This is a genomic window from Kocuria gwangalliensis (assembly GCF_039544365.1).
GTDB lineage: Bacteria > Actinomycetota > Actinomycetes > Actinomycetales > Micrococcaceae > Kocuria > Kocuria gwangalliensis.
On record NZ_BAABLN010000026.1, the window covers coordinates 1 to 11,497 of the forward strand.

General features: G+C 67.4%; 12 protein-coding genes and 1 pseudogene. 6 read left to right on the forward strand and 7 right to left on the reverse strand.

Going from position 1 to position 11,497, the window contains the following annotated elements; all coding sequences use genetic code 11:
* Nucleotides 1–678 precede the first annotated feature (678 nt).
* The 5 genes and pseudogenes from ABEA06_RS08515 to ABEA06_RS08535 form a co-directional block, all read right to left on the reverse strand.
* Nucleotides 679–927: pseudogene (locus ABEA06_RS08515) on the reverse strand (DUF305 domain-containing protein); the annotation flags it as partial.
* Nucleotides 928–1,063: 136 nt separating this feature from the next.
* Complete coding sequence (locus ABEA06_RS08520) at nucleotides 1,064–1,726, reverse strand: DUF305 domain-containing protein (protein WP_345311195.1); 663 nt, start codon at nucleotides 1,724–1,726, stop codon at nucleotides 1,064–1,066.
* A gap of 52 nt (nucleotides 1,727–1,778) precedes the next feature.
* Entirely contained in the window at nucleotides 1,779–2,114 is a 336-nt protein-coding gene (locus ABEA06_RS08525; protein WP_345311196.1) for a heavy-metal-associated domain-containing protein, read from the reverse strand.
* Between the two features lie 102 nt (nucleotides 2,115–2,216).
* Complete coding sequence (locus ABEA06_RS08530) at nucleotides 2,217–3,359, reverse strand: sensor histidine kinase (protein ID WP_345311197.1); 1,143 nt, start codon at nucleotides 3,357–3,359, stop codon at nucleotides 2,217–2,219.
* Entirely contained in the window at nucleotides 3,356–4,063 is a 708-nt protein-coding gene (locus tag ABEA06_RS08535) for a response regulator transcription factor (RefSeq protein WP_345311198.1), read from the reverse strand. The genes ABEA06_RS08530 and ABEA06_RS08535 overlap by 4 nt, the downstream gene beginning before the upstream one ends.
* A gap of 160 nt (nucleotides 4,064–4,223) precedes the next feature.
* Between ABEA06_RS08535 and ABEA06_RS08540 the strand changes: the two genes are divergently transcribed.
* The 6 genes from ABEA06_RS08540 (at nucleotide 4,224) to ABEA06_RS08565 (ending at nucleotide 9,845) form a co-directional block, all read left to right on the forward strand.
* A complete protein-coding gene (locus ABEA06_RS08540; RefSeq protein WP_345311199.1) occupies nucleotides 4,224–5,756 on the forward strand; it encodes a multicopper oxidase family protein in 1,533 nt (510 codons plus the stop codon).
* On the forward strand, nucleotides 5,753–6,616 hold the full coding sequence (locus ABEA06_RS08545) for a F510_1955 family glycosylhydrolase (RefSeq protein WP_345311200.1): 864 nt from the start codon (nucleotides 5,753–5,755) through the stop codon (nucleotides 6,614–6,616). The genes ABEA06_RS08540 and ABEA06_RS08545 overlap by 4 nt, the downstream gene beginning before the upstream one ends.
* 94 nt (nucleotides 6,617–6,710) lie before the next feature.
* A complete protein-coding gene (locus tag ABEA06_RS08550; protein WP_345311201.1) occupies nucleotides 6,711–7,943 on the forward strand; it encodes a heparan-alpha-glucosaminide N-acetyltransferase domain-containing protein in 1,233 nt (410 codons plus the stop codon).
* An 87-nt stretch (nucleotides 7,944–8,030) separates the two neighbouring features.
* Nucleotides 8,031–8,321, forward strand: a complete 291-nt coding sequence (locus ABEA06_RS08555; RefSeq protein WP_345311202.1) for a DUF2933 domain-containing protein — start codon at nucleotides 8,031–8,033, stop codon at nucleotides 8,319–8,321.
* On the forward strand, nucleotides 8,311–8,952 hold the full coding sequence (locus ABEA06_RS08560) for a methyltransferase family protein (RefSeq protein ID WP_109269442.1): 642 nt from the start codon (nucleotides 8,311–8,313) through the stop codon (nucleotides 8,950–8,952). The genes ABEA06_RS08555 and ABEA06_RS08560 overlap by 11 nt, the downstream gene beginning before the upstream one ends.
* Nucleotides 8,953–9,005: 53 nt before the next feature.
* Nucleotides 9,006–9,845 carry a DMT family transporter gene (locus tag ABEA06_RS08565; RefSeq protein WP_238663279.1) on the forward strand — a complete coding sequence of 280 codons (840 nt, stop codon included), beginning with the start codon at nucleotides 9,006–9,008 and terminating at the stop codon, nucleotides 9,843–9,845.
* A 94-nt stretch (nucleotides 9,846–9,939) separates the two neighbouring features.
* Here ABEA06_RS08565 and ABEA06_RS08570 read toward each other — a convergent pair whose 3' ends face one another.
* Both ABEA06_RS08570 and ABEA06_RS08575 read right to left on the reverse strand, forming a co-directional pair.
* Complete coding sequence (locus ABEA06_RS08570; protein WP_109269443.1) at nucleotides 9,940–10,386, reverse strand: universal stress protein; 447 nt, start codon at nucleotides 10,384–10,386, stop codon at nucleotides 9,940–9,942.
* The gene (locus ABEA06_RS08575) at nucleotides 10,383–11,468 is read right to left on the reverse strand and encodes a type II glyceraldehyde-3-phosphate dehydrogenase (RefSeq protein ID WP_109269444.1); all 1,086 of its coding nucleotides are present in this window, start codon (nucleotides 11,466–11,468) and stop codon (nucleotides 10,383–10,385) included. The genes ABEA06_RS08570 and ABEA06_RS08575 overlap by 4 nt, the downstream gene beginning before the upstream one ends.
* Between the last annotated feature and the right edge of the window lie 29 nt (nucleotides 11,469–11,497).

Sequence of the window (11,497 nt, forward strand, 5' to 3'; positions counted from 1 at the left end):
TTAGACAAGTGCCATTCTTCCCGGTCAGACGGGCATTTCGTTCTTAATTACGTACCAGTACCAAGCATGCTCATCGGTGGATCGAGGCTAAGGCGCCCCTGACCGCTGGGATGCAACAAGGTGTGGAACATGTCCATCAACCCGGCCACGATCACCACGACTCCCAGAATTGTCAGAAACACGCCCACTATTGCTTTCCCTTGTTCGTCTTTGATCTCTGAACTTGGCCCGCCGGCCCGTCACTGGTGAGCCGGGAAGCTGCCCGTGTCCGGCTGAGTCGATGTCAACGGCTCCGTTTCGGTGGAGCGACGTCCGGGGTGTTGGGCCCGATCCGGGTCCAGCCCCCGGAGGGCGCTGATCCGCCGCAGGTCGGCAACTATCACCGGGTGGGCGGGCTCAACAGCCGTCACCGGCGAACACGTCACCGTCCGTGGTCGTGTTCAGGACCGCGAAGCGTTCCTCAGGGGGGCCGGTTCCTGGTTGCCGTGGCGGCTTCCGGGGCGAACGCCACAAGCAGCGCCATGAGCAACACCGGGTGCAGGGACTTAAGCCCCCGCGGCCCGGAAACTGTCTCCCTGCCCGGTCGTCACAGCGCCGCACGAGGCTCATTCCCTGGCGGCCGACGGTATCCAGGGCCGGCCACGGTTCCACCTCAGGATCTGGGCACCGCGAGGAGGCTTAGGACTGGCTCGGCAGTCCTAAGAGCCTTTCGTCCATCTCGGTGATCTCGGCCTGCTGGGTGGCCACCACGTCTTCGGCCAGCTCGACGGCCTCAGGATGGGTGCCGTTGATCACCTCTCCACGGGCCTTCTCGGCCGCGCCCTCGTGGCGGGCAATCATCTGCTGCCGGTACAGCCGAGCCGCCTCGACACCCTGGGCCTCCTCGTGGGCGGTCGGGTGCTCCTCGCTCATCATCCCGTCCATCCCCGATTCGGACTCCGGAGCCCATGGAGCCGTGGTTCATGCCCTCCATGCCCATGTGCCACACCATCACGGTGTTCCTTGGCCGGCTCGGTGTCCGGGGGCCGCGGCGCGGACGCGGCGGCCCCCGGGTGTGTGCGGGTCAGGACTGCTCGGGCAACTCCTGGAGCATGGTCTCCATCTCCTGAATTTCGGCCTCCTGATCCTCGATGACCTGCTGGGCCAGTGCCACGGCCTGCGGGTTCTCGCCATTGTCGACCTCGTCGCGGGCCATGTCCACGGCGCCTTCGTGGTGGACGGTCATCTGCTCCAGGTACAGTCGCGCGGCCTCGACACCCTGGGCCTCCTCGAGGGCGGCCATGTCCTCCTCGCTCATCATCCCGTCCATCCCGGACCCGTGGTCCATGCCTTCCATGCCTCCAGACTCGCTCATGGGTTCCTCGTCCCAGGCGGTGAGCATGGCATTCATGCGCTCGATTTCCGGGCCCTGGGCTGCGACCACGCCCTGGGCGAAATCGCGCACGTTGTCCGGGATGTTGTCCTTGGCCAGCAGCATCTCGCTCATCTCCACGGCCTGCTGGTGGTGGGGGATCATCATTTGGGCGAACATCACGTCCGCGTCGTTGTTCTCAGTGGCAATCGCCTCACCGGAAGCCGAGGTGGTGCTCGTGGCCTGAGCGCTGGAGGTGGCCGGGGCGGCGGTTTCCTGGGCGGTCTCGGTGCTCTCTTCAGCACCGGTACCGCAGCCGACCAGGGCCAAGGCGGTGGTCAGGGCGAGGGTAGTCAGGGTGGTGGAACGCTTCACAATATGTCCTTACATTGGGGATGGGCTGGGGCGTGCGGAGGCCCCGGGGCGGTCAGGAAGTGGCCAGCGTGTAGCCGGCGTCCTCGATGGCGGATCGGACGGCCTTCGTCGACATCGGTCGTTGGCTTGTCACAGTGACGGCGGAGGTGTCGCCGGCTACGAGATCGATCTCTACGTCTTGGACGCCCTCCAGGGCGGTCAGGGCCGCGGTCACTCGCCCCGTGCAGTGGCTGCAGGTCATGCCCTCCACCCGGTAGGTCGTCGAGGTGCTGACGTCGGAGGGCATCCGAGGGTTGGCTGAGGCTGGTTCGTCCGGTGCGGCAGGCGGTGCGCAGCAGGCGCAACCGGTGGAGACGAGAGGAAGTCTGGGGTGGATCGCATCGGTCACGGCGGGCTCCTTCGAATATGGATAGTGCCTTTCGGCAAGGGGAATCGCGCCCTACAAGTAGATATATACCCCGGGGGGGGGTATATATCAAGGCGGTTGGGCTCAAGTGGTAACCATCGCCTGCTCTGCTCTGTCGTGGCTGTGACGTGGCAGTGTTGCGATGAACACGGTTCCGTGTCCGGGCCCGGGGGAGTAGGCGGTGAGGGCGCCTTCGTGGGCCTCGACCAGGGCTTTCGAGATGGTCAGGCCAATCCCGGAGCCGCCGTGGTCGCGGTCCCGGGCGGTGTCGCCGCGGTAGAAGCGTTCGAAGACGTGCGGCAGCTGTTCACGGCTTATGCCCTCGCCTGTGTCGGTGACGCGGATGGCGACGTCTTCTGAGCCCTGCCCGCCCGCGCTGATGGTCACCGTACCGCCGGGCGGGGTGTGGCGCAGGGCGTTGGAGAGCAGGTTGCCTAGCACCTGTCCGAGGCGTTGCCGGTCCACGTCCACGGTCCCCGCCGGCTCCGTGGCCTCGATCTCCAGGGTGACGCCCTTGGCTGCGTAGGCTTCCCTCGCGGCGTCGCCGGCGGCCTGGAGCAGGTCGGTCACGGACTCTTCCGCACGGTCGAGCACGAACCTGCCTTCCTCAGCGCGGGAGACATCGTTGATGTCTTCGACCAGCCGGGTCAGCCGAGCCATCTGCTCGGCCATGACGTCGCTGGTGGTGGTGTCCCAGCCGATGACACCGTCCTGGAGGCCCTCGAGGTAAACGGTGAGCACGGAGATGGGGGTGCGCATCTCGTGGGCCAGGTCGGAGAGCATCTGGCGTCGAGTGTCCTCGGTACGCTGCAGCCGCTCAGCCATGGTGTTGAACGACGCGGCCAGGGCGTCCACTTCCGCCCCGGCGCCCATGGCCGGGACCCGGGTGTCGTAGCGGCCGCGGGCCATCCTTTTGGCCGCCTCGGTCAGCTTCCCCAGCGGGGTCTGGATGCGGCGGGAGAGCCAGACGGTGGCCAGTAGCGCACAGATCAAAGCGGTGCCCAGGGCCACGGTCAGAGTGATCAGGCTGGTGTCGCGGTAGGCCCGCTCCACGTGCAGCAGTTCCGGAGAGCTCTCGGGGTGCCCGGCCATGACGAGGTGATCGTGGAACAGCGCTGGGCCGACCAAGGAGGCCACTACGATCGCGGCCACGATGCTGGTGCCCACCACCAGCAACTGGGCGCCCAGAAACCGAGAGGCCAACCCACGTTCACGCCGGGGGCTCATCGGGTCACCATCCGGTAGCCGACTCCGCGCACGGTGTCGATGTAGCGGCTCGGGTCCGAGCCGAGCTTGCGGCGCAGGTGCCCGATGTGTACGTCCACGATGCGCTCATCGCCCACCCAGGCCGGGTCCCAGACGGTGTCGATGAGCTGACGGCGCGAGAGCGGTTGGTGCGGGCGGGCGGACAGGGCCACGAGCAGATCGAACTCGGTGCGGGTCAATGCCACCGGGGTCTCGGCTACCTGGGCCTCGTGGGTGGCGAGGTCGATGACGAGATCCCCGACCACTCGCTGCGGCTCTTGTGGTGCGATCGTGGTGCGGGGGCGGCGCAGCACCGCTTGGACTCGGGCGACGAGCTCACGGACGCTGAAGGGCTTGGTGATGTAGTCATCGGCCCCGACCTCCAGCCCTGCCAGCTTGTCCTCTTCGTCTCCGCGGGCGGTGAGCATCAGCACGTAGCACTCCGAGAAGGCCCGCAGTCGGCGGCACACCTCGATCCCGTCCAGCCCGGGAAGCCCCAGGTCCAGGACGACGACGTCGGGCTCCCGGGTGCGGGCGGCTTGGAGGGCGTCGGGGCCGGTATGGGCGGCGGCGACGTCGAAGCCGGCCCGAGTCAGGTAGGTGGCGACCATCTGGGCCAGGGGTTTCTCGTCGTCCACCACGAGCACACGCCCGGCTGGGGCCGCGGAGTCGGTGCCGGAAGTCATGCCTCCTAGTGTCCCCCGTCGCCTCGGGCAGATCGCCGCCGGGGACCGGATTCTCCACAATCTTCGTCAAATCTTCAAGGGAATCGGACTCTTTTCTGCTCCTGACCCGCCGAAGATGGTTGTTGATCCCCATCTTGCCTGATGACTCGGAAAGGAATTCATGAACACCCTCTCCCGCAGAAGCCTGGTGGTCGGTGGGCTGGGCCTGCTCGGCTCCGGGGCCCTGGCGGCCTGCTCCGCTCCTTCCATCTCCTCCACGGCCGGCACGGGGTCCGGGGTTGCCTCTGCGGGCGCCGGTCAGCGCGTTGTCGCCAAGACGCTCACCGCCCGGCCGGTGCGCCTAGACCTGGGCGGGCCGAGCGTGTCGACATGGGCCTACGGTGACAGCGCCCCCGGTCCGCTCATCCGCGCAACCACCGGGGACCGCCTGCGGATCACCGTCGACAACCAGTTGCCGGCGCAGACCACCGTGCACTGGCACGGGATCGCCCTGGACCAGGCAGCGGACGGGGTGCCCAGGGTGACCCAGGACCCGATCGCCGCCGGTGCCACCTACACCTACGACTACACCGCCCCGGATCCGGGCACCTATTTTTACCACCCGCACGTCGGGGTCCAGCTGGACCGCGCCCTGTATGCCCCACTGATCATTGATGACCCCCAGGAACCCGGGGACTACGACCACGAGTGGATCCTGGTCCTCGACGACTGGGTCGACGGCACCGGCCGGACCCCCGACGACATCCTGACCACCCTGACCTCCTCAGGGGAGGGTGGCATGGACCACGGGACCATGGGCGGAATGACCGGCGCGGAGGGCATGGAGGGCATGGACATGTCTTCTGGCTCCTCGGAGGGCAGGACTGGAGTGGCTCACGGCAACATGGGCGCCGGTGACTCCCCATACGGCGATGACGCCGGGGACGTGGCCTACCCGCACTACCTGGTCAACGGGCGGGTGCCGGCGGACCCGGAGGTGTTGACCGCGAAGCCGGGCCAACGGGTGCGGCTGCGGATCATCAACGCTGCTGCGGACACCATCTTCACGGTCGCCCTGGGCGGGCACCGGATGACGGTCACACACACCGACGGGTTCCCCGTGCAGCCGCAGGACACCCATGCCCTCTATCTGGGCATGGGGGAGCGCTACGATGCGACCGTCACCCTGACCGACGGTGTCTTCCCGTTCGTGGCCGTGCCGCTGGGCAAGGAGGGGCAGGCCATGAGTCTGGTGCGCACCGGTTCCGGTGCCGCTCCGTCGCCGTCCGTGCGACCGGCGGAACTGGACAAGCCCGTGCTGGTCGGTGCCGAGCTGAAACCTGCCGACAGCGCCCGGCTCGAGGCCCGGGAACCCGATGTGCGCCTGGAGCTGGCCATGACCGGACAGATGAATCCTTACGAGTGGGGATTCAACGGGGCCCCTTACGGGCAGCACGACCCACTGGAGATTCAAGAGGGACAGCGGGTGCGGCTCGACGTGGCCAACCACACGATGATGGCCCATCCCCTGCACCTGCACGGGCACACCTTCGCGTTGCCCAACGGCCTGCGCAAGGACACCGTCCTGATCGCCCCGATGCAGTCGATGGCCATCGATCTGCAGGCGGACAATCCCGGGAACTGGCTGATCCACTGCCACAACATCTACCACGCCGAGGCCGGCATGACGACCGAGCTGAAATACCGCCCATGACCGTTGTCACCCGACGCACCCTGCTCACCTTCGGCCTGGTCGCCGGGACGGGGTGGGCTGTCACCGCCTGCTCATCACAGTCACCACAGTCGGAGTCCTCGTCCTCTTCCGGCAACGACGGCGGCACCGCCATCACCCACGTGCACGCCATCACCCGGGACACGGCCACCGGGGTGATCCTGCTGGCCACCCACCAAGGCCTGTTCCTGCTGGAGAACAAGGAACTGACCCAAGTCGGCCCGACCGTGGACTTGATGGGCTTCACCTCCACCGGTGGCGGACGCTACCTGGCCTCCGGTCACCCCGGCCCCGGGGTGGAGTTGCCCGAGCCGCTGGGACTGGTCGAATCCACCAACGGGGGCCAGACCTGGAGCGTGCTGTCGCGGGCCGGGGAGTCGGACTTCCACGCCCTGACCGCGGGCCCGGATCGGATTCTCGCCTTTGACGGGCAACTGCGCACCAGCACCGACGGGCGCACCTGGGAGACCGTCGCGATCCCTTCCGCCCCGATGGCCCTGGCCATCGCTCCGGGTGGCGGGGCGACGCTGGCCACCACTGAGGAGGGCCTGTTGCGATCCACCGACGGCGGGGCCACCTGGACGAGCATGGACACCCCGCAGTTAATGTCCCTGGTGGCCTGGGCCGATGATCACACGGTGGTGGGTGCTGGGCCTGGCGGCCGCTTGCTGATCAGCGACGATTCCGGGCTGACCTGGACGGCCACCGGGGAAGCCTTCGGGGAGGTCACCGCCCTGGGGGCGAGCATGACCGGCGGCGGGGCGGTGGAGACCCTTTTGGTGGCTGGCTCCACCGTCTTGCGCATCACCGACGGAGGAAACACCGTCGAGCAACTGCTGTGACCGGCACCATCCACACCCTTGCCGCGGAGCAACAGCGGATTCCGCCACGGACCGGGCGGCCTTGCAGATGACGAGGACAGTGACGAGGAGAGCGATGAGCGACCGCCATAGAACCGAAGCCCCCGACCGGGCCACTCCTCCAGAGGATTCCCCCACGCGGGGACGGCTGGTCGCGATCGACGCTGCCCGGGGGCTGGCGCTGATCGGATTGACCGCCATCCATTTCCTGCCCGCCTCCGATGAGGAGACACACGAGCCGACCTGGTCCTGGATCCTCTTCGCCGGGGACTCGGCGGCGTTGTTCGCTTTGCTGGCCGGGGTGGGGCTGGCTTTCGGTTCGGGCGGGCGCACCCGTCGGCAGGGGCAGTCGATGACGGCCGCCCGGGTCGGGGTGGCGGTCCGGGCCCTGCTGATTGCCGCAGTGGGCATGTCCATCGGGTACCTGATGCCTAAAGACCCCCCGGCCGTCAACATCTTGGTCTACTACGGGGTGTTCTTCCTGCTGACCATTCCCTTCCTCCACTTACGCCCCGTGACCCTGGTCATGTGCGCGATGCTCTTCGGGGTCGTCGCACCGGTGCTGATGCAGATCTTGCGGGGTCGGTTGCCGGAGTTCACCGCCTACAACCCCACTTTCAACGACGTGGTCACCGTTCCCGGGGCGACAGCGGCCCAGCTGTTGCTGACCGGCACGTACCCGGCCCTGCCGTACATGACGTACCTGCTGACCGGACTGGCCCTGGGGCGTCTGAACCTGCGCAATGTGCAGGTCCAAACCCTGCTCGTGGTGGTCGGGGCCGGGCTCGCCGCATTCGCCTACCTGAGCTCCTACGTTCTGCTTTACGTTGCCGAGGGCTACCACCAGTTGTTGCCCAGCGTCCCGGAACAGAGCGAGGAAGTGGTGGATGAGATCCTCGTGTGGGGAACCGACGAGGGGCTGCCCACCAGCACCGGGTGGTGGCTGGCCGTCACCACCCCGCACGCGAACATGCCGCTGGCCATTGCCTGGAGCCTGGGGATCGGGCTGGCCGTGCTCGGGACCTTCCTTCTCCTGGCCCGCACGATTGGGCCGTGGCTGCTACCTCTGTCGGCGATGGGGGCGATGACCCTGACCCTCTACTCGGTCCAGCTGGTGCTGTTGTCCTTCGAGCTGCACTACGACCAACCCGAGATCTGGTTCCTGGCCTATCTTCTCCTGGCTGCCCTGTTCGCGGTGGGTTGGCAGCGCGCCTTCGGGCAAGGGCCCTTGGAACGACTCGTCAGTATGGCCGCCAAGGGAGCTGGTCGCGCCGTGGTGGGGGACGGGACTCGCCCCGCACTCCACTGACCCGACACGGAAGATGAACCCCTCTTGCGGAAAGCCTCCGAACCACGTCTCGGAAACCCGCACCATTGCTTTCGAAGGACAACGGCTATGTCACACCACCACAGCTTCAACGGTGAGTCCGACATTAAAAGAATGCGGCAAAAAGCGCGTCTCCGCGCCGGCGTCGTGATATTGGTGATCGGCTCAGTGATCTACCTGCTGACCAATCACTGGGTGCACGTGCTGGATTCGTTACCGTATGTGTTCGGGGCGGCCATGCTCGTGATGCACCTCTTTGGCCATGGAGGCCATGGAGGTCACAGCGGGCATGGGGCGTCGGGCCGTACTTCGGGACACGGTGGTCGTCCCGATCAGGAAGGGGCCGGCGATGTCCGCTGAGTACGGGTATGGCTTGTGGTGGTTGGTGGCCCTGAATTCCTTGGTGTTCATCGTCTTTGCCGCCAGTTTCGTCCAGCCCAAGACCAAGCTGGACTGGCGTGCCTTGGGCGGGTTCTCGGCGTTTGTCGTGGCGATGTTCACGGAAATGTACGGTTTCCCGCTGACCATCTTCTTGCTCTCGGGTTGGCTGGGCGAGCGGGTGCCCGGCCAGCAGTCCTTGGACCACCTTTCCGGGCACCTGTGGCAGGAGCTGTTCGGGTGGGAGGGGGACCCCCATCTGAACCCCCTGCACCTGCTCAGTAACGTCGTGATCGGGGTGGGGTTGTACCTGTTGTACCGGGCGTGGCGGGTGCTCTACACGGCCCAGCGTGAAGGGCGTCTGGCCACTACCGGCCCGTACGCGCGCCTCCGGCACCCACAGTACGTGGGGTTCTTGGCCGTCATGGTGGGCTTCTTACTCCAGTGGCCCACCGTGCTGACCCTGCTCATGTTCCCGGTGCTGGTGGTCGTCTACTGGCGTCTGGGGCGCAAAGAGGAACAAGTGCTGACCCGGCAGTTCGGGACCGCGTACCAGGACTACGCCCGCCGGGTGCCGCGGTTCGTCCCCCGGCTCCGCCGACAGGCGGCATGATTCTGAGCAGCACGCACGTGACTCCGAGCCGGGGAGCCCCTCGAGTGGGAACCATGTTGTGGGTCACCACGGCCTGGGGTTTGTGTTTCGTGGCCATCCGGTGGGGGCTGCAAGATGCGCCGGTGCTGTGGTTCGCGGCGATGCGCGCACTGATCGCCGGGGCCGCATTGCTGCTGGTCGCCGCCGTGCAGGGGCGGCCCCTGTGGCCGCGGGATCGGGTCTGGGGATTGTTGACGGCGATGGCGGTAGTGAATGTGACCGTGGCTTTTGCCGCGATGTTCGCTGGGACCGCCGGTTTGGCCACGGGGGCGGCAGCGGTGCTGTCGAATGCCCAACCATTGCTGATCCTTTTGCCGGCCTGGTGGCTTTACGGTGAGGCCGTGTCCGTGCGCACGGCGGCGGCCCTGGTGGTCGGATTCACCGGGTTGGTGCTGGTGGGGGTGGCCAGTGGCGGCGGGCAAGGGGCGTGGCTGTCGTTGCTCTCGGCGGTGGCCATCACCGCCGGAACGCTGATGGCTCGACGGCTGTCGGGGACGGATCTGCTGGTCGCCATCGCCTGGCACTTTGTGCTCGGCGGTCTCCTGCTGGTGGTGCTGGCCGCTGTGGTTGAAGGCGCCCCGGCCATCACGTGGACACCCCGGTTCGTGCTGGCGCTGGGGTTCCTGTCACTGATCGGGACCGCGGCGGCCTTTGTTGCGTGGTTCCGTCAGGCCCAGGTTGCGCGGCTGGACCTGCTTGGTGCGTGGACTCTGCTGGTGCCCGTGATCGGCATGGCGGTCTCGGCGGTGCTGCCCGGGGAACGGCCCACCATGTGGAGCGCCCTGGGGGCGGCGATCGTGCTGGTCTCGTTAGTGCTGACCACGGTCCCGGGCAGGGCTCGCCGGGGACCATGAGCCGCCACGCCGTCGACCCTGCCGGCGGGCAGTCAGGCGCCAGATCCCTCCCCTTTGGGTCCGGTGACCCGGGGTGCGAGGGGCGGTCCGGGCGCTACAGCCGGCCTTGGCGTCTGGGTTTGACGACGAGTACGGGGCAGCGGGCGTGGTGGACGACCTGGTTGGAGACCGAACCCAGCAGCAGGCCGGTGAAGCCGCCGTAACCGTGGGAGCCCACGACCAGCAGATCGGCCTCGGTGGAGGCCTCGAGCAGCACGGCGGCCGGCTGCCCTGGGACCACCTCCCCGGTGATGTCCTCCGGACCGGCGTGGACGCTGCGCAGCGCTTCGTCCTGGAGTCGCCGGGCCCTCGCTTCGTATCTGGTTGGATCCCAGTCGTGGTCGTCGTCGCCGACCACCATGGCCGGGTGCTGCCAGGCGGTCACCACATGCACCTGCCCCTGGCGCAACCGGGCCTCGGCGACCGCCCACTCCAACGCCCTCAAAGACTCGGGGGAACCATCCACCCCGACCACGATTCGGAAGGTCTTTGCGGCGCTCACGTCCGTGCCCTCGCCGTAGGGTAGATGCGGTCCGGGTGCGGTGCGGGGGTGAGGAAGTCGGCGCGCACGCCCAGGGAGGTGTCGGTGCGGCTCATGGATTCGGCCCCGTCGGTGACGGTGCCGGCCAGGGCCCGGATCGCGTCGATGTTCTCCGGGATGACCACCGCTTGGTTGTCGACGGTGTAGGTGCAGAACAGTTCCTCGCCGCGCACCGTGAGGATGTCGGCCCACACGGCGACCTCGTACATGTCCCCGCGGGGCCGGCCGAGGTCTCGCATCAGCTCGATGGTGCTGTTGGGTGCCACGATCCCGTCGCTGCTGCGGACCTGGGCGATGCGCGGCATGGCACTCAGCGCCTCGAGGACTTCTTCGGAGGTGGCGGGGCGGGTGAGGTCGATGGTCCAGTAGTGCAGGTGATTCTGGGTGTGGGCGCCCTTGGCGGCCATGGTGACCACGTCGAGGTCCGGTACGACCGTCTGGGCGTCGGGTCCTTGATGGCTGGGGATGGCCGTTTCTGGGACGATGGTGTTCATGATCCCGGAGTGATCGGATTCCCAGGGGTCGGTGGCCCGGCGGATGAGCACCCCGCGTGCTTTGGTCAGTAACCCGACGTCCTTCAGGGCAGTGAGGGTACGGACGGTGGCGGTGGTGTTGCAGGAGACCACCCGGGTGGTGTCCCGGCCGAGGGCGGTGGCGTAGTTGGCGTGAGCGACGAAGGAGTGGCCGGTGAGAGCGTGCTTCTCCCCACCCTGGAAGATGGCCTTGACCCCGTGGGCCCGGTAGTGCTCGAGGTTGCTCGCCCCGATCTTGGCCGGGGTGCAGTCCACGATCACGTCCACGGCGTCGAGGAGCTGATGCAGTTCCCCCGTCAGGGTGATGCCTGCTGAGCGCATCGCCGCGACGCCCTCGGTGGTGGAGGCGTAGACGGGGATGCCGCGGGAGACGGCGGCGGTGATCCGGTAGTCGGAGATCACGTCACTGACCCCGACCAGTTCCATGTCCTGTTGGGCGGTGACCGCATCGGCCACGCGTTTGCCGATCACCCCGTAGCCGTTGACGCCCACTCGTATGGTCTGGTCCATGATGGTTCCTTTCGTGGAAGGGATTGCTG